Origin of the sequence: Gillisia xinjiangensis (assembly GCF_046298265.1) — a bacterium.
Taxonomy (GTDB): Bacteria; Bacteroidota; Bacteroidia; order Flavobacteriales; family Flavobacteriaceae; genus Gillisia; species Gillisia xinjiangensis.
Genome location: NZ_JBKAHK010000007.1, coordinates 89637 through 107700 on the forward strand (window position 1 = coordinate 89637; position 18064 = coordinate 107700).

Annotated in this window: 14 protein-coding genes and 1 pseudogene; 7 read left to right on the plus strand and 8 right to left on the minus strand. The window is 37.8% G+C overall.

Going from position 1 to position 18064, the window contains the following annotated elements; all coding sequences use genetic code 11:
• Positions 1-51 precede the first annotated feature (51 nt).
• Positions 52-2157, plus strand: coding sequence for a DNA helicase RecQ (recQ, locus tag ACKGJN_RS12885; RefSeq protein WP_409539952.1), 2106 nt, complete (start codon positions 52-54; stop codon positions 2155-2157).
• A gap of 15 nt (positions 2158-2172) precedes the next feature.
• Here the strand turns inward: recQ and ACKGJN_RS12890 are convergent, their stop codons facing one another.
• Entirely contained in the window at positions 2173-2958 is a 786-nt protein-coding gene (locus ACKGJN_RS12890) for a tRNA pseudouridine synthase A (protein WP_409539953.1), read from the minus strand.
• A gap of 198 nt (positions 2959-3156) precedes the next feature.
• Between ACKGJN_RS12890 and ACKGJN_RS12895 the strand changes: the two genes are divergently transcribed.
• Positions 3157-3639, plus strand: a complete 483-nt coding sequence (locus ACKGJN_RS12895; protein ID WP_409539954.1) for a hypothetical protein — start codon at positions 3157-3159, stop codon at positions 3637-3639.
• A gap of 162 nt (positions 3640-3801) precedes the next feature.
• Here the strand turns inward: ACKGJN_RS12895 and ACKGJN_RS12900 are convergent, their stop codons facing one another.
• Positions 3802-5316, minus strand: coding sequence for a DEAD/DEAH box helicase (locus tag ACKGJN_RS12900; RefSeq protein ID WP_409539955.1), 1515 nt, complete (start codon positions 5314-5316; stop codon positions 3802-3804).
• A 269-nt stretch (positions 5317-5585) separates the two neighbouring features.
• On the opposite strand from ACKGJN_RS12900, the gene ACKGJN_RS12905 reads away from it, so the two are divergent.
• Both ACKGJN_RS12905 and ACKGJN_RS12910 read left to right on the plus strand, forming a co-directional pair.
• Positions 5586-6308 (plus strand): Crp/Fnr family transcriptional regulator, encoded by a 723-nt coding sequence (locus ACKGJN_RS12905; protein WP_409539956.1) that lies wholly within the window; start codon positions 5586-5588, stop codon positions 6306-6308.
• Positions 6309-6425: 117 nt separating this feature from the next.
• Positions 6426-6977 (plus strand): hypothetical protein, encoded by a 552-nt coding sequence (locus ACKGJN_RS12910; RefSeq protein ID WP_409539957.1) that lies wholly within the window; start codon positions 6426-6428, stop codon positions 6975-6977.
• 268 nt (positions 6978-7245) lie between these two features.
• Here ACKGJN_RS12910 and ACKGJN_RS16985 read toward each other — a convergent pair.
• Positions 7246-7535, minus strand: a pseudogene (locus tag ACKGJN_RS16985) (IS1634 family transposase); the annotation flags it as partial.
• 232 nt (positions 7536-7767) lie between these two features.
• Between ACKGJN_RS16985 and ACKGJN_RS12915 the strand changes: the two are divergent.
• A complete protein-coding gene (locus ACKGJN_RS12915; protein WP_409539958.1) occupies positions 7768-8319 on the plus strand; it encodes a hypothetical protein in 552 nt (183 codons plus the stop codon).
• A gap of 71 nt (positions 8320-8390) precedes the next feature.
• Here ACKGJN_RS12915 and cysM read toward each other — a convergent pair whose 3' ends face one another.
• Both cysM and ACKGJN_RS12925 read right to left on the minus strand, forming a co-directional pair.
• Entirely contained in the window at positions 8391-9281 is an 891-nt protein-coding gene (cysM, locus tag ACKGJN_RS12920) for a cysteine synthase CysM (RefSeq protein ID WP_409539959.1), read from the minus strand.
• The gene (locus tag ACKGJN_RS12925) at positions 9274-10068 is read right to left on the minus strand and encodes a serine O-acetyltransferase (protein ID WP_409539960.1); all 795 of its coding nucleotides are present in this window, start codon (positions 10066-10068) and stop codon (positions 9274-9276) included. Before ACKGJN_RS12925 ends, cysM begins: the two co-directional genes overlap by 8 nt.
• A gap of 638 nt (positions 10069-10706) precedes the next feature.
• Here ACKGJN_RS12925 and ACKGJN_RS12930 point away from each other — a divergent pair.
• Positions 10707-11915: an MFS transporter gene (locus tag ACKGJN_RS12930; RefSeq protein ID WP_409539961.1), complete on the plus strand. Its 1209-nt coding sequence runs from the start codon at positions 10707-10709 to the stop codon at positions 11913-11915.
• Here the strand turns inward: ACKGJN_RS12930 and ACKGJN_RS12935 are convergent.
• From ACKGJN_RS12935 to ACKGJN_RS12945, 3 genes are all read right to left on the minus strand, one after another.
• The gene (locus ACKGJN_RS12935; protein ID WP_409539962.1) at positions 11904-13778 is read right to left on the minus strand and encodes a T9SS type B sorting domain-containing protein; all 1875 of its coding nucleotides are present in this window, start codon (positions 13776-13778) and stop codon (positions 11904-11906) included. The two genes, ACKGJN_RS12930 and ACKGJN_RS12935, sit on opposite strands and share 12 nt — an antisense overlap.
• Positions 13779-13927: 149 nt before the next feature.
• Positions 13928-14440: a DUF6155 family protein gene (locus ACKGJN_RS12940; protein WP_409539963.1), complete on the minus strand. Its 513-nt coding sequence runs from the start codon at positions 14438-14440 to the stop codon at positions 13928-13930.
• Entirely contained in the window at positions 14433-16667 is a 2235-nt protein-coding gene (locus ACKGJN_RS12945) for an FUSC family protein (RefSeq protein ID WP_409539964.1), read from the minus strand. The genes ACKGJN_RS12940 and ACKGJN_RS12945 overlap by 8 nt, the downstream gene beginning before the upstream one ends.
• A gap of 294 nt (positions 16668-16961) precedes the next feature.
• On the opposite strand from ACKGJN_RS12945, the gene ACKGJN_RS12950 reads away from it, so the two are divergent.
• Entirely contained in the window at positions 16962-17954 is a 993-nt protein-coding gene (locus ACKGJN_RS12950) for an NADP-dependent oxidoreductase (protein WP_409539965.1), read from the plus strand.
• Positions 17955-18064: the final 110 nt, after the last annotated feature.

The following is an 18064-nucleotide window of genomic DNA, read 5'->3' on the forward strand; positions in this document are numbered from 1 at the left end:
TTTCCGGATTCGGGATTCAGGTTTTCAAGTGTGAAACCATAACTTTGCAGGATGGAAGAAACGCAACTTTTAAGCACCTTAAAAGAATATTTTGGATTTGAAAGCTTCAGGCCCCTTCAACGCAAAATAATCGATTCGGTATTTGCCGGGGAAGATAATTTAGTGATCATGCCAACCGGAGGGGGTAAATCCATATGTTTCCAGCTTCCGGCAATCCTGCTTCCAAAAATTACCCTGGTAATCTCCCCTTTAATCGCCCTGATGAAAGACCAGGTAGACGGATTGACCGCCAACGGAATTTCGGCTGCATTTTTAAACAGCAGTCAGTCTTCTGAAGACCAACAAGCCATTTTTCAGCAAATAGATGAGAATAAATTAAAACTTTTATATGTTGCTCCGGAAAGTTTACAAGTCATCGACCGGTTTTTAAGCGATGGAAAAGTTAGTTTAATCGCAATAGATGAGGCACATTGCATTTCCAGCTGGGGCCATGATTTTAGACCGGCCTACACACAGCTGGGGTATTTAAAAAACCGCTTCCCCACTACTCCACTCATTGCGCTTACCGCCACCGCCGATAAAGCTACAAGGAAAGATATTTGCAATCAGCTGAATATGCCCGGGGCAAAAAAACATGTTGCTTCCTTCGACAGGAAAAACCTGAGCCTGGAAGTACGGCCCGGAACAAAGCGTTTTGACCAAATAGCCGATTTTATTAAGGCCCGGAAAAATGAAAGCGGGATTATTTATTGTTTAAGCAGAAAAAACACCGAAGATATAGCCGCTAAACTGAAGGCCAATGGCTTACAGGCAGAAGCCTACCACGCAGGGCTAAATCATTTGGAACGCACCAAAATTCAGGATGACTTTATCAATGATTCCAAACAGATTATTTGTGCTACCATCGCATTTGGAATGGGAATCGATAAATCCAATATCCGATGGGTAATTCATTACAATATGCCAAAAAACCTGGAAGGATATTACCAGGAGATAGGTCGTGCGGGCCGGGACGGATTACCATCGGACACCATGTTGTTTCACAGTTATGCCGATGTTGTACAGCTGCAAAAATTTGCTTCCAACTCTGGAAATGAAGCCGTACAGCTGGCAAAACTGGATAGGATGAAGCAATATTCTGAAGCACTCACCTGCCGCAGAAAGATCCTTCTTAATTATTTTGGGGAATTAAAAATGGAAGACTGCGGCAATTGCGATATTTGCAGAAATCCACCTACTTTCTTTGATGGAACCATCATCGCCCAAAAAGCACTTTCCTGTATTTACCGCTTAAAAGGTAAGGAACCCATTACCCTGCTTATAGATGTTTTGCGCGGGGCGCAAAATGAAGCCGTTTTGGAAAAAGATTATAACCAGCTAAAAACATACGGAATTGGCAGGGAAATTTCCTGGCGCGATTGGCAGCAATACATCATTCAGCTTATCAATATTGGGTATATCGAGATCGCTTTTCATAAACACAATCATTTACAGCTTACACTGCTGGCAAAAGAGGTTCTTTTTGAAGGCGGAAAAGTTCAACTCGCAAAAATCCCAAACGAAAAGGAACTGCGGGATCAGGAGGAAGAAAGATTCGTTAAATCAACAGACAATTCCCTGTTTGAAAAGTTACGCCAGCTTCGTCTTAAACTGTCCAGGGATGAAGGTATTCCAGCGTATTTGATCTTCAATGATGCTACGCTGAAGGAAATGGAAAAAGAACGCCCAATGACCGATGAGGCTTTTATCGCGATAAACGGAGTGGGAAGGAAAAAAATGCAGGATTACGGATATCAGTTTATCAAGGAGATCATCGCTTTCAGCAAGGAAAAAAGGGTTAAGAAAAAATCGGTAAAGGGGAATACCCATAAAATTACACTGGAGCTTTATAACAACGGTTTAAGCGTGGAAGATATCTCAGAGGAACGCAACCTTGCCCCTACCACGATCTATTCCCATATCGCCAAATTATACACTGATGGCGAGGATATTGATTTGATGCAATTTATTTCAAAATCAGATTTGGAAGCGGTCAAAAAAGCAAAATCAGAACTGGAAGATCCAGAAACCCTTAAAACTTATTATGAACATTTTGAGGAAAGCATCGATTACTGGACTATCAGAATGGCATTGACGGTTTTGGAAAAAGAAAACTAATCCTGGAATTTACCCTTATTCAAATTCCACTTTATTCAGGATAAGCCCGGAGGCCGGGGCGATATTCTTCATCACCATATCATTCGCAGGCAGAAGGCTTTCCCTGATGTCTTCCAGGCATAGATCCCCAAGGCCAATCTGGATAAGGGTTCCCATCATCAGTCGGATTTGATATCTCAAAAATCCTGAACCATGAACATGAAAAACAAAACTTTCCTCGGGAAAGAAGTTAGCCTTATAAATGGTATTTTCAATGATTTCAGAAGTGATCACCTTCCTTTCAAACCTGGTTTTTTCCGTAGCTCCCGAACAGTAATTTTTAAAATTATGAGTCCCCTGGAAGAGTTTTGCCGCTTCTTTCATCGATTCAATATCCAGATTTCTTTGAAAATTGGCCATTAAGGGCGCACAAAAAGGATGATTCTTTTGTCCGAAAGAAAAAAGGTATAAATATTCCTTGATCTTTGGATGCTGAATGATATTAAAGGTTTCATCTACTTCCTGAATTCCCGTTGCTTTAATATCCGGCGGAAGATTTAAATTAAGAAGATCTATAAATTCATCAAAGCCTGCAATTGGGCTGTCATATAAAAACAACTCAAAAGCAGCATCATTTGCAGAGACCATCGCATCGGTACGGCTGGAGCCAAGGATCTTGAATTTTTTATCCTGAAGGATGAATTTAAATGTTTTCTTCAGCAAACTTTCAACGGTTTTAAGATTTGGTTGTCGTTGCCAGCCGTGAAGCCTGTAGCCCAGGAATTGTAGTTTAAATAAGTAATAATAGTGTGTTCGCTTCAATTGAAATAGTTTACTCCAAAATTACGGAAAAGAACCTTGGATCCCGGGGAATTAATTTTACCAAATAAAAATCTTTGGGATCCTTTCATTTAAATCATAAAAAGAACCCATAGATAGTTAAATATTTCACAAGCTGGTTTTAGCCTGTTAATTCTAAACTTAGGGGATTATTTTAGCTGAATAAATAATTTAGAAATCATGCCCGATTTAAATACAAACAAACTGGAAAAGCTGGATTATAAAATATCCAAATGGATGTATAAATATGGGAAACCATTATTGAGATATTCCCTGGCGATTACATTCTTCTGGTTTGGGTATCTAAAAGTTATTGACGCCAGCCCGGCACAGGAATTAGTAGCCAGGACCGTTTTTTGGTTTGACTCTGATATTTTTATCGTAGTGCTTGGGGTATGGGAAATGTTGATAGGGTTATTTCTATGTTTTAAACCATTGTTACGAATCGCTATTTTATTGTTATTCCTTCAAATGCCGGGAACATTCTTACCATTGATACTTTTTCCCGAGGTTTGTTTTGAAAATTTCCCTTTGGAACTCACCATGGAGGGTCAATATATCATCAAAAACCTGATCCTTATTAGTGCGGCAATTGTGGTAGGCGGAACTTTAAGGGAAAGTGAGCTGGTGGAAAAAAATGTGAAATCCGCAGATTCTCAATAAGAAATCAGGTATCCCGGAACAGGTTCACGAGCTTTTTCAACTGAATAAATATTTAGAATTTCGATGATATATCCAAATAAAAAACCCCGAAACGAACTAATAACAGTGAGTTTCGGGTTTTGAAATTATTTATTTTAAGCCGATATTAGATAGGATTGCAGCTTAATACTCCTTGTTGATGAGCAATCTCAGTCTTCTGGAATAATCCTCTTCCAGCCAATCCCGGTAGTTTTTAGTGCTTTTGCTTATGCAGTAGGAATATTGTTTAATCCTGGAGCCTATATCGTCCTTTAATTCCTTTGCAAGGATCCTGGCATCAAAAACATCTTCGCTGTTTTCAACACACATTTTCACATGTTGTTTTAAAGACCATTCCAGGACATCCTTGGATTTTAACCCCTTTTTAATAACAGTGTCATAAGCTGCCTCCATATCAAAATCTACTTCTTCAGAATTTGCAAACTGTTCCCTTAGCTCTGGTGGCATTTTATAGCGGAATTCCCGCTCTATTTCTTCATCGCTCAAAAGGTTTTCAAAATAGAAATCGGGAGCACGGAAAAGTTGTTTCCAGTCTACCGCTGCACTCCAGTCTCCAAATCTTACCACATTATTTCCTAAATCGATAACGGTAAATTCAGATTTGGTAGGCAAAACACGGGAGCCACGACCTATCATCTGGAAATACAGCGTCAGGGACTTGGTTGCGCGGTTTAAAATAATGGTTTCTACCGAAGGTTCGTCAAAACCGGTAGTCAAAATACTTACCGAGGTTACAATGGCATTAGGAGTGTGTTTAAACCATTTCAGAATATGTTTTCTGTCCTTTTTGCTGGTGGTATTATCAAGATGCCGAACAGGATAGCCTGCATTCTTAAAAGTTTCATATACCTCTTTTGAAGTGTTTATTCCATTGTTGAAGATAAGTGTCTTTTTTCCTTTAGATCTTTCAAGATAGGAATTCAGCAATTTCTCCTGCATGGAAAGATTTGAATACAGTTCTTCAGAAGACTTTACGGTATAATCTCCGTTGATACCAACTTTCAGGGTTTGCAGTCCTACATCATAGCTAAAGACCTTTGCACGCGCCAAAAATCCTTTTGCGATGAGGGAATTGATAGAATCACCAACAATAAGCTCCCTGTAATTATCCTTCATTGGAAGTTTAATATTGGAACTTAGTGGTGTAGCGGTTACACCAAGAATGAAGCATTTTTCAAAAAACCTGAATAATTTCCGAAATGAATTATAATGTGCCTCATCTATAATTACAAGGCCAATATCCTCAATTTCAAGTTTTTCGTCATTCAGCCTGTTGTTCAGGGTTTCAACCATCGCCACAAAACACATATAATCTTCCTGATCCGGAAGTTCCTTTACCTTGCTGTTTATAATTTTGTTAAGCACTCCAAATTCAGAAAGCATTTTAGATGTTTGCTTACAAAGCTCTATCCGGTGTGTTAAAATGAGTACTTTTTTATTGGTTCGCTGGATATATTCCCGCACGATTTGCGAAAAAATAACCGTTTTTCCACCTCCCGTAGGCAATTGATATAATAAATTATAATGATTAGGATGTTTATCTATTACATTAAAAATCTTATCTATATCAACCTGCTGGTAGTCATAAAGTTTTTTATCGTTCTTCTTTTCTTCAAGTCCAAATGTTTCAACCGTCATATCTCGTGTTATCTTCAATTTTGCAAAAATAGCAGATTTTTAGGCTAAACTAAAACCTTTGGCAAAATTAAAATTAACTATTTTAATTTTTGGGTTATTTGAATAATCAGTATTTTTGTTATATTCACAACCTCCCTACCTATTTTAGACAAATCTCCTGTCTTTGTGCTTTATTGAAATTACTGCTTAAGAACTATTTAATTTCAATTATTTATTGAATTTTCCAAAGTATCCCTACTCCCTCCACTTCAAAATTTTAATTATAAATTATGAAAAGGGAAACATTATTAATACATAAATATCGACAGATGTTGGATGGGTGTGATTTTCTTAAAGAAATGGATAAGGAATCTATCAATTCTTTTCTGTCCATGTTTAAAGAAGAAAAATGGTCAAAAAACACCTGCATCCTCAACCATGAAAAGTTAAGCTATAAATTCCACATCATACTTTCCGGAAGGATAAAAATGTACCAGGTAGATCCCTTGACCGGAAAGGAATTAACGCTTTTTTTGCTTATTAAAGGGGATGTTTTTGATATTTTTTGTCTTTTAGATGGGCAGGAGCACACTGTTTATTACGAATGCCTGGATGATGTTAGGGTACTTGCAGCTCCTATGCCAAAATTAAGAACCTGGTTAAAAAATAACCCGGATAACTATAAAATTCTACTTCCCTATGCCGGAAAGCAATTGAGAATGTTGGAGAATTCAGTTTCTGATATGACCTTTACCGATATCTCTACCCGACTTTTAAAACTACTGATTAAAAACGTTAATAAAAATTCCAATGATCTTGAATACATCGATGATCTTCCAAATAAAGAAATCGCAAATTTATTAGGGTCAACAAGGGCAGTAATAAACCGGCATTTACAGCAACTCAAAAAAAAGGGATCCATCAGATTGTCAAGAAACAAGATGGAAATAAAGGATTTGGGAATCCTAATTCATTTGTTGGAGTGTCAGAAAAAAATGATGAATGAGAAGTAGTTAAAGATCCTTGAATTGTATTTCTTATAAATTTTCATTTTGTGCTACTTAAGTAGAAAATGTATTCTCAAACCTACGGTATATTTGTAATATATAAACCAATAAAAACAATGTATTATGAAACCAATGATGATTTTATTGTTAATTCTGTGCTGGATTGGCAATGTAGAAGCTCAGGTAGTTACCCAACTCGATGAGGCAAGAGTAACCTTTTCCCCAGAGGTTCGAATAGTAACAGATTTGGATAATGTAGAATTGAGTGTTAAAGAAAGTTATGAAGGTCAATTCTCTGAAAATCCAATACGATTTATGCAGGAAAATTTTGATATCGATGAGTTATTAAGTGTTATTGATACTGAAGATTTTGACGAAATTGAAGTAAGTTTTATCAATCGTAAAGGGTATTTAAAAGCCACTTTTGATAATGATGGTGATTTGGTAGAAACCTATCAGAATTTTAAAAACATCCTCTTACCAAGCAACGTTAGGGAACAGTTATATAACGAAAATAAGGGGTGGTCTATGACAAAAAATAAATATGTAGCCAGTGGAAAAGGCTCCATAATCGATAAGCAGAAATATCGTATACGGCTAAGCAATGGTGATAAAAACAAAAATATTACAATAATTCCCGCTGTAACAGCCGGAGGAAGTGTGGCAAGTAATTAAATTAGCATTTGAGAATCCGTTTTGAAAGACGAAGGCTTAGTCCTTCGTCTTTTTCCTGTTTTGTGCATGGGGACACCCTGAATTCTTTGATCTTTAATTGTCTTTCCAGCTCTTTACACACCTTACATGCTGCGAATGACATACAGATATGAGCTTCAATTCTTCTACTCAATCTATGTTAGATTGGTCATATTTTTAAATCTTATTTTGAAATTCGAAACGTCTTCTCTATGGCCCATAATTCATTGTACTGCTCAATTATCTGTTTAATTTCATAAAATAATTTACCTAGAAGCAATTCAGGGCCCACCAGATAAAAGGAGTCCAAACAACTCATAAAAGCATCCACAAATTCCAACTCTTTTTCTTTATCGAAACCCAAAGAAGTCTGACCAGCAAGCTGTAAGATTCGCTTTTTGCCCTTCTTCACAAGAAATTCACTCTCCTGGGATCCTCTGAACTACTAACAGTTTTAAGCACAACATACTTACCAGATGATTTATCAATAATCTGGATGCTGATCATACCACTTTTATTAGGCATATTTCTAACGAACATATCAAGGATAAAAATAGCGTTTTGCTCATAATAAAAATCTGGGACACCCTAACTAAAAGGTAAAACTCAGTATTTACAAGGGATGCGAAAGGGTGAAGTGAGAGGCCGCACAAAACAGGAGATCCTTGAAATGTATTTCTTATAAATTTTCATTTTGTGCTACTTAAGTAGAAACTGTATTCTTATACCTACGATATATTTGTAATATATAAACCAATAAAAACAATGTATTATGAAACCAATGATGATTTTATTGTTAATTCTGTGCTGGATTGGCAATGTAGAAGCTCAGGTAGTTACCCAACTCGAAGAGGCAAAAGTAACCTTTTCCCCGGAGGTTAGTGTAGTAACAAATCTGGATAATGTAAAATTTAATGTAAGTGAAAGTTATACAGGTGAATTTTCTGAAAATCCAATACGATTTATGCAGGAAAATTTTAATATCCATGAGTTATTGAGTGCCATTGATACTGAAGATTTTGAAGAAATTGAAGTAAGTTTTATCAATCGTAAAGGGTATTTAAAAGCCACTTTTGATAATGATGGTGACTTGGTAAAAACCAATCAGAATTTTAAAAACATCGCCTTACCAAGAAACGTTAGAGAACAGTTATATAACGAAAATAAGGGTTGGTCTATGACAAAAAATAAATATGTAGCCAGTGGAAAAGGATCCATGATCGATAAGCAGAAATATCGTATACGGCTAAGCAATGGTGATAAAAACAAAAACATTACAATAATTCCCGCTGCAACAGCCGGAGGAAGTGTGGCAAGTAATTAATTTAGCATTTGAGAATCCGTTTGGAAAGACGAAGGCTTAGTCCTTCGTCTTTTTTAATTTAAGAAAACTATTTAATCTCTTTGAAAAAGGTCGGAAGACAGATACCTATCGCCGCGATCACAAATAATGCTAACAACCACTCCTTCATCCAGTTCCTCACAAAGTTTTACCGCTGCAGCAGTAGCTCCTCCACTGCTCATTCCCGCAAAAATGCCTTCTTTCTCAGCTAAATAACGTGTCATTTTCTTAGCTTCTTCTTCATTTACTTCCAGAATACGGTCTACTTTCTCCGGATTAAATATTTCAGGTAAATATGCTTCAGGCCATTTTCGAATTCCGGGAATCCTTGCATCATCGCATGGCTGTACTCCTACAATTTGAATTTCACTGTTTTTTTCTTTTAAAAAAGTTGAAGTCCCCATTATAGTACCTGTGGTTCCCATAGAAGAAACAAAATGTGTAACCTGCTGGTTGGTATCCCTCCAAATTTCAGGTCCGGTGGTTTTATAATGTGCCTTCCAGTTATCATTATTGCTGAATTGATTGATCATAAAATAAGCTCCCTGCTGCATTTTTTCTTCCGCATAATCCCTCGCGCCCTCAATTCCAATATCAGCGCTGGTTAAAGTCACTTTTGCACCATGGGCCCGCATGGTTTGCACTCTTTCAATAGTGGAATTTTCGGGCATTACCAGTTCAATATCCAAACCGAAGATCCCTGCGATCATGGCTAGTGCAATTCCTGTATTTCCACTGGTAGCTTCTATTAATTTTGAATTTTTATCGATATCACCCCTGTCCAGCGCGCTTTTAATCATATTATAAGCTGCCCTGTCCTTAACACTACCACCTGGGTTTTGACCTTCGAGTTTCAGCAAAAGCTTCACTTTGGGGTTTTTAATCAGGCCGCGGGTTTCTACCAAAGGGGTATTTCCAATTATATCCAGTATCGTATTACTCATTTCTTACCGTTTTTTTAATATTGATTTGAGGCGTGTGAGAAACCATGGAATTTTCAGGGACCGAGCTGGTAAGCCATACATTCCCGCCAATTACACTGTTCGCTCCAATTATGGTATCACCACCCAAAATTGTGGCGTTGGCATAGATAGTTACATTATTTTCAATAGTGGGATGACGCTTGATATTTCTCAATTTCCGGTCTACAGATAAGGCTCCCAAAGTTACCCCCTGATAAATTTTTACATTGTTTTTTATTACGGTGGTTTCTCCAATTACAACTCCTGTAGCATGATCAATAAAAAACGGAACTCCTATATGGGCCCCGGGATTAATATCTACTCCTGTTTCCCTGTGGGCACATTCCGTCATCAATCGCGGAACGAGCGGGAGTTTGATTTTATTTAGTTCATGGCTTAATCTAAAAATCGCGATAGCATAAAACCCGGGATAGGCCAAATAAACCTCCTCAAGAGAATTTGCTGCAGGATCACTTTCGGTGATCGCCTTTGCGTCCTGACTTAATTTTTCAAGGATTTTGGGGAGTTTTTTACAATAGCTGTTCCATATTTCGCTGCAAGGTTGTCCCGGTTCCCAACATACCAGTTTCACCAATTCCTGAAAGTCCTTTCCCAATCCTTTGATGTTTTCTTCCACAGGAGTGGCGCTGTCAAAAAGTGTATAAAAAAGTCGTTTGGTGAAAGCGGTGGTTTTTTCCCGAATTTCATATTTTAAATTCGGTAATTTCTTTTGCTCTTGTATATTGAGGATGACCTGATTGATTTCCATTCTTTCTGAGTTCTTTTTTGAAGTGAAATTAAGCAATATGTTGGAAGGAATGTTAAAACTTAACATAAAAATACTGAGACTCCTACCCTATTATAAATAAGAAAAAATGTTGAATCGCACCATTTTTAAGAATTAATTTTGAAATAAAACAGCCCTGACTTTACCTTCCGGACTTCAGTGAAAATTAACTTTTTAGGGGCGTTAAAATTATATTAACAGCTATTTTTTAAAATACAGTATTCTGTAAATTAGATTCTTATTAATCATAAACTTAAGCAATCATGGCCGAACAAAAAAAGCCGGGGAAGGCACAACCAAAGCAAGCTCCGAAAAAGTCAGATCCAAAAAAAGCCGATCCAAAAAAGATGAAAAAATAGTCTTTTCAGTTGGATTTTTTTGATTTCCTATTAATGCCACTCCTAAAGAGTGGCATTTTTAATTCTCCGCGGGACCCGCCCGAATAATTCAGCAGGGGTCTGCATTACATTTTTTAAAGTATTTTGTTCTATTCATACCTTGCGCTTGCCCCGGTTTTTTTATTTTCAGGTTGCTTTTTAGATAATTTGTTTTTAAGCTTAAATAAAGGTAGTTTTCTAAAGCACTGGCCTATATTTACAGATTTTAAAATAAACAGCACATTGACAGATCTCTATTATTTTTTTAAGGATAATTTCAGAAAAGTGAGTTTTGGTTGGTTGTTAACTTTTTTCTCCAGCTTCGGCCAAACTTTCCTGATATCCCTGTATGTTCCTGAAATTGTTAGGGATTTTCAAATCACGGAAGGTACTTTTGGTGCCATATATGCCGGTTGTACGGTAATTTCATCTATAGTGATGCTTACGGTAGGCCATACTGTAGATCATAAACCTGTTAAAAAAGTTACAGCCTTTACAATTTTCAGCCTTGCATTCTCCAGTATTTTACTGGGTTTTTCCTATAATATTGGATTGCTGTTTATTGCGCTCATAGGACTTAGATTAACCGGGCAGGGTTTGATGAGCCATATTAGCATGACAGTTATTTCGAAATATTTTGATAAGAATCGTGGCAAAGCCTTAAGTATATCCTCCCTGGGTTATTCCATGGGAGAAGCTATTTTCCCTGTGATCATCGCCTTGATCATTGGCTGGTTTGACTGGCGGATTGCAGCTATAGCAAGTGGTTGTGCTTTATTGCTCTACCTGATTCGGTTAAAGTTTACCAATCTCGCCGATTTTGACAAACAATTATCCGGAGAAGGAAGACCCTCTACCCTATCGTTATTGAAGGATTATAAGAATGTTGTCTTCGAGAGAAAATTCGGAATCATGATGCCCGCGAGTTTTGTGTTAAGTTTTACCATAACCGCCATTTTCTTTTATCAATATGTATTTGTAGCAGATAAGAATTGGTCTGTTCAATTGTATGCTAGCTTCTTTACTGTTTATGCAGCCACCAGATTCTTATTTTCACTTTTTGGCGGAATGTGGGTTGATAAATACACCGCCAAGGTTTTATTCCGGTATTTTTTAATCCCGCTCACATTGGGAATTCTTCCATTCGCTTTTATGGACAGCATTATTGGTGCCTTGATATTTTTGATTATGGCCGGAATTACGGTAGGAATGAGTGGTACGGTTCAAACCGCTTTGATCGCTGAAATGTATGGAACCGCGAAAATGGGTGCTATACGCAGTGTTTTTACAATGTTTATGGTATTAAGTACTGCGCTTGGACCACTGCTGGTAGGATTTTTAATAGATCTAAAAATTCCCTTTTCTACAATTATGCTTATCATGTTTGGCCTGATGGCTTTGATATGCCTCAACAGTCTAAGAATAAAGAATGAAAAATCTTTATCTGATTAAACTGAAATTTCCTTTTATCGGTTCAAATCCTTCTATAAAGATCCAATACCAATAATCTGCTGCCGGTAATTGTTTTCCGTTTAAAGTTCCGTCCCATTTGAAATTCGTTCCTTTTCCGGAGAGGATAAGTTTTCCATACCTGTCGAAGATCCGGATTTCCGAAGCTTCAAACCAGGAAAGCCCATTCAGCTGAAAATGATCGTTATAACCATCATTATTGGGGGTTATAAATCGTGGAACAACAATATGGGGAAATTCCAGGGTCGCGGTAAAACATTGCTGTAGATCCCTTACATATCCAGTATAAATGCCCCCGGGTACCATTTCAAATATATTAGAAAACTGAAAATTAACTCCATCCAGGGAATATTCAAATGGTCCCGGATTTACCGTATTGATAATCACCGTGTTATCTTCGGAATTGATCCCTGCTATGGAAGCTTCTGCCACTGCATTGACTTCAAAATTTTTAACTTCAGTACATCCAGTTTTGGTGGTTAGCGTCACATTGAAATTCCCGGGAACCGATGTATTAATTGTGCGGGTATTCTCTCCGGTATTCCACAAGTACTGCATAACTTCCACTTCAGCGTCCAGTTCCAATACCGCATCCGGGCAAAGCTGTAAAACCTCGTCTGAAATCGCGGGAGCTTCATATATTTCAAATGATACCGAAGTGCGGGGCCCGGGAGTGCATGAAAATTCATTTGATACCGCTTCTGCGTAAAATGTTCCTGCTTCCGGAGGTAAATAGGATGTTGATGCTTCGGCCAGTAAATTTCCCCCTTCGGGAGCATCATACCAGTTTACGGTTTCATCAGGTTTTGCTTCCACACGTAAGCTTTGCGGTTCTTCGTTACTGCAAATACTGATATTTCCCAAACTCTGGGGTGCTTCCGGAGTACTGATAATCTTTATAAAAAAAGCTTCGGAAGCAGAGCTGCAAAGATTATTGTTAAGATTCACTTCATCTTCAGCAACCTTAACCCGGAAATATCTTGAGGAATTAAGCGGCGGCGTATTATAGGTTTCCCCGGTTTCGCCGGTGATATCATTCCAAATCCCGTTATCATCGCTTTCCTGCCATTGATAGAAATGTTTTGAATAAACCGAAAAATCGGGGGTAGCTTTTAGTTCGATACTTACAGGAGTGTTCTCTTCACAAACCCGGTACGGATTCACAGAGTTATCTGTGGCTATAATTTCGGTTAAATCTCCACAGGATCTGAAGATAATATCATCTATTGCAAGGTCGTTCCCACAGCCCCCTTCCCCATTATTGAACATTTTGAGAATAACAGATTCCTGTCCGGGTTCTGTTTGGAACGTAAGGGCATACCGTTCCCATTCAGGGGTATTCGTAGAATTTATGTCCCCGGTATTCCCTTGCCTTAAAAGGATAGTATCGGTTTCATCCCAAATCTCAAACTTTACATTTATTGGAATACCGCCATTTTCACAGTCCATACTGGCTCTGTTATATATATTCATTAAAAATGCTGAAAATTCGTAGGTTGTATTCTCACAAAGCCCTGTAATGGCAATTTGATAAAATATTCCAGCTGAAATTCCCGCATTCACAATAAGCGCTCTTCCGTTTGAAATTGTCGTTTGCGGTAAAAAGGGATGCCAGCCTTGAATGGTTCTTGAAATTTCATCTGAAATAGTATATTCCCCATCCTGTGGATCCTGGGAAACAAATATGTAATTTGTCGTTCCGGTAGAAAGTGGGGTTCCGGTAGAAGTGCCTTGTCCAAAAGTTTCATGAAAAATGGCATCTCCCTTGCTTCCCTCACAAAATCCCAGCTGAGCAAAAATTTGAAAAGAATTTAGAAGTAGAAGAAATAATAACCAGTTTCTCATTTGGTCAAATATAAGGAATTGAACAGGAATATTACTTTTATACCATCAGCGGGTTTAATTCCGTAATGTCGGCACTTTCAGACTGGATTTTATCATTATTTCTTATAGGTTCTGTCTTGGATATATCCAGAAACCTTACTACGAAGAATTTATTCAAAGCAATCCATAAGACTTTCAAATCTTTCAGAATTTGACCATTCCTGAATTTTGGTTTCCGCCCTGATTTTAAGGATTCGTTCCGCAAATTCTCCGGTGAGACCATTTTGAATGATATAGTTCACCACCTGTTCAAAAGACCTGAACATACTTTTTGTAAAAGCTTCGGTATTCCTGCTGTTATTGGTACTGTAAACCTGTGCGATTTCAATATTAAAGATCATGAGTTCAGCTACCACATGGGCATCTACTCCCAGAGTGATGAAATGTTTTATTTGTTTGTGAGCTATAGATCTTCTGGCTTTGGGCTTACGCTTACCGGGAGGAAAATACTCTTTTGAGATTTTAAATTTAGCCTCCCCCAGGAGTTTATCCTCCCTGGGATTAAAAATGAAATTGTAAAAAATTCGTACGTCATCAAATCTTTGATAAAGATCCAGGATTTGCTTTTCGAGTTCTTGCTTCTTTAAAGAATTTAGATACTCTTTCAGGGCTTTTTTACTCATTCTGGAATTTTGTTTCCCGGATTTTCTTTTCAAGTTTGACCGAAAGATCCATAAGCCACTTTAACTGTTCATAGATCAATTGAGCCTCTTGTAATTCGCCTCCAGAGATCTCATCAAAATTAGTACGGGCTTCATTTTCTCCTAATCTGGTAAGACTGCGGTAATTTTTATCGAAAAAATTCCTTGCCGCAAGCTGTTCCTCTTTTATGCCAGAAACAGGTGTGTCTTCAAATTTTAAAAGTGCAAGCGCTCTATCCAGGTTTTCTTCTATCCCCCTGGAAAATGTTTTAAAATGTGTACTTGCCTCTGTTGTTGCATGATTTTGGATATAGACCCCCACAGATGCCAGTGAAGATAAAAAACTGTGATTGAGCACGGTAATCTCATAGATCTCCTTTAAATTTTTCTGTTTCTTTTTCGGCTCCTGGGTCATACGTTGAAAGGCTATATTCAGGTTGCCTATTCCCAGAAAAGCCTCTTTTCTGGATAGCTTATAGGAGGTTGGAAGTTTTCCCTTTTTTTCGTAAAACCGGGTTACTTCCCTGAAATAATTTTTGTTCGCCTCAATACTTTCAATAATTACAGATTTAATTCCGAAGAATTCCCAGGAAGGCCAAAGGATTAAATTTCCAAGGGTGGCCAATCCTGCACCAATTAAAGTATCTACCACTCTAAACTGGATAACATCCAGGACATTGGGTTCCAGAAGTGCGTAAACAAACACCACACTAAGGGTTACAAATACAGCGGAGGTTTTGTAATTCTTTTGAACAGTCGCAAAGGCAAGTACAAGTGAAATTATAGCCAGAATCGCATATAAGGTTAAATTTTGAGTGATAAAAACAATTCCTACCGCTATTGCAGCACCAATGAGGGTTCCCAGGGTTCGTTGTTTTGAACGGGTTTTGGTAAGTCCGTAATTTGGCCGCATTATTACAACGATGGTCAACAGTATCCAGTAGGCATTTTGAAGCGAAAAATACGCTCCTATCGCATAACCTACCATCACAACAATAGCAATACGAAGGGAATGCTTGAAGATTGCCGATTTTAAATTCAAATTTTCTAAAAGGATCTTGGGATCAAATTCCTGCCGGGTTATGAATCCCAGAATTTCATCTTTTTTCGCAAAACCTGTTTCCTTATAATCCTCGTTCCCAAGAAGTCTTTCTATCTTTTCGATTTTTTGTATTTGCTCTTCCTGGTAATCGTAAAGATTCTTTAGCATCAAAAATCCTTCATCGGCATAATTGCTTCCCTCTGCATGATATGCCTTCAGGGATTCTTTAACATCGTTCAGGCTTGTTTTTAGCGTGCTTGTTTTTGATTCTTTATGAAGAGATATGGAAATGGTTTTAATTCTTTCCGCCATTGCAAAGATCAATTTTTGGAAAACCAGGATCTGGCCCGGATGTTCTTTAAGCAAACGGTCCATCTTTTCGTAATTCACAGGATTGGCCATTGCAAGCTCCAGAATATCGACCAACTGAATTAAAATGAGCAGTCGCTTTCGTTCATAATTTGAATTTCCGGAGGTCTTTCTGGAAGATATTAAGATATCCCTTAATGTTTCGTGTTTTTCGTTTAGCTCACTTTGAAGCTTCAGCAACCGCCGCAATGGAATTTCTCTTTTATCTTCACCGGTGATTAATTCACCCCTGGTTTCAAGATACTCTGCAGTTAGCTCAAGACTTTGGGCCAGGAATTGATCTGTTTGCCCTTTTGGGTGTATACGCTGCCAAAGAACCGTTAAGCCCAAATACCATAAGCCACCTATTCCTATAAGAAATGCCCGTTCATAGATTTCAAGCACATTGGAAATATTGGCAAAACTAAGCACCAGGGCAAATAATCCGGAGAAACTGATAAGAGAAGCCCTGAATCCAAAAACAGCAAGATAGGATAAGATAAAAATCGTAATGCCAAGAACGGGCAAACCTATCCAGGAATCTGCTATAAGATATCCTCCAATTAAACTTGCCAGCACTGCAAGAAAAGCAGACAAAGCAATCCCGAAATTTTTATGTCTTAAACTACCGCTAACGTCACTGGGAGAACTCAGCAAAGCTCCAAGTGCAAGGGCCAGTCCAATTTCAAACCTGCCCATTTCCACTCCTACCGCAATAGGCAGACTTATGGCAAGCCCAAGTATTGATGCCTTGGCAAAATCGGTGCTTTTTATAAATCCCGGTAAGCCTTTAAAAATTCGGAAGGGTTTAAAATTCAAAAGTTAAAAATTGATTACAACTAATTTTGGCAAAGGTAGAAGCATCCGGATGTTTCTGCGTTAATCTTTTCTGAAAATATATAAAATTTCAGGCTTTAATCCCTGTTCGACCAATATTTTATTGAAATACCAAATATTTCATCTTTTGGCTTCAGGATTTGTCTGTTGTGAGTTTTACAAAATCAGACTTTTTCCTAAAATGTTGACTTTACGGAAAAAAAATAGTAGCTCCAGCCTTTTAAAAATTGAGCAGAATACCGTAAATTCAGTCAATAATTAGAAATTAATTTGAAAATGAATAAAATAATTCAACTTAAAAACAGACCGGCCGGAAAACCGACATTAGACGATTTTAATTTTTCCGAAGAAGAAAATCCAAACCCAAAAGATGGGGAGGTTTTATTAAAGACCCTTTATGTCTCTGTAGATCCCTATTTACGTGGAAGAATGCGTGATGAGGAATCATACATCCCTCCATTTAAGCTTGGGGAACCTATTGAATCCTCAATAATTGCCGAAGTGATGGAATCTAAGAATCCAAATTTTAAAAAAGGGGAAATTGTTAGCGGATTACTTAAATGGAAGGAATTTCAAACCAGTTCCGGAAGCGGACTTAATAAAGTGAAAAAAGAAGCGGCCCCGGTTACTGCTTATTTAGGTGTTTTGGGTTTAACGGGAATCACCGCTTACCTGGGCCTGAAGAAAATTGGTGATTTAAAAGACGGGGAGACACTTCTTGTTTCAGGAGCTGCAGGAGCGGTAGGAAGTGTTGTTGGTCAAATTGGAAAAATCATGGGCTGCAAAGTAGTTGGAATTGCAGGCAGTGATGAAAAAGTTGAGCGGATAAAAGAATTCGGTTTTGATGAAGGAATCAATTATAAAACTGCCAGCGATATGAAAAAGGCAATTGCTGCCGCCTGTCCAAATGGAGTTGATGTTTATTTTGACAATGTGGGCGGAGAGATCCTTGATGCCGCAATAGCCAATATCAATAAATTTGGAAGAGTGATAAACTGCGGTGCGATTTCCTTATATAACGCAGAAAAAACACCTCTAGGTCCCAGGCATGAGGGTACGCTTATCAAAAAAAGCGTTTTGATGCAGGGTTTCACTGTTTTGGATTATGTAAAGGATTTTGGGCCGGCAATAAATCAACTTTCATCCTGGTTAAAAGAAGGCAAGATCAAATACTCTGAAACCATTATGGAAGGTTTTGAAAATATTCCCCAGGCTTTTCTCAATCTTTTTGAAGGAAAAAACAAAGGGAAAATGATCGTTAAGGTTTAGCCGATTTAATTAATTATAATATTTAAATCTCTCCCATATCAGGGAGGGATTTTTTTGAAAAAATTATTAATTTTTGGGACCAAAAAGTTGACTTTATAATTAAGAAGTGC

What these genes read in the sequence shown, in the direction of transcription:
- cysM (WP_409539959.1), bottom strand. Translation starts at nt 9,281, where the DNA reads ATGAGTAATACGATACTGGATATAATTGGAAATACCCCTTTGGTAGAA.
- ACKGJN_RS12950 (WP_409539965.1), top strand. Translation starts at nt 16,962, where the DNA reads ATGAATAAAATAATTCAACTTAAAAACAGACCGGCCGGAAAACCGACA.
- recQ (WP_409539952.1), top strand. Translation starts at nt 52, where the DNA reads ATGGAAGAAACGCAACTTTTAAGCACCTTAAAAGAATATTTTGGATTT.
- ACKGJN_RS12910 (WP_409539957.1), top strand. Translation starts at nt 6,426, where the DNA reads ATGAAACCAATGATGATTTTATTGTTAATTCTGTGCTGGATTGGCAAT.
- ACKGJN_RS12895 (WP_409539954.1), top strand. Translation starts at nt 3,157, where the DNA reads ATGCCCGATTTAAATACAAACAAACTGGAAAAGCTGGATTATAAAATA.
- ACKGJN_RS12925 (WP_409539960.1), bottom strand. Translation starts at nt 10,068, where the DNA reads ATGGAAATCAATCAGGTCATCCTCAATATACAAGAGCAAAAGAAATTA.
- ACKGJN_RS12935 (WP_409539962.1), bottom strand. Translation starts at nt 13,778, where the DNA reads ATGAGAAACTGGTTATTATTTCTTCTACTTCTAAATTCTTTTCAAATT.
- ACKGJN_RS12905 (WP_409539956.1), top strand. Translation starts at nt 5,586, where the DNA reads ATGAAAAGGGAAACATTATTAATACATAAATATCGACAGATGTTGGAT.
- ACKGJN_RS12940 (WP_409539963.1), bottom strand. Translation starts at nt 14,440, where the DNA reads ATGAGTAAAAAAGCCCTGAAAGAGTATCTAAATTCTTTAAAGAAGCAA.
- ACKGJN_RS12900 (WP_409539955.1), bottom strand. Translation starts at nt 5,316, where the DNA reads ATGACGGTTGAAACATTTGGACTTGAAGAAAAGAAGAACGATAAAAAA.
- ACKGJN_RS12915 (WP_409539958.1), top strand. Translation starts at nt 7,768, where the DNA reads ATGAAACCAATGATGATTTTATTGTTAATTCTGTGCTGGATTGGCAAT.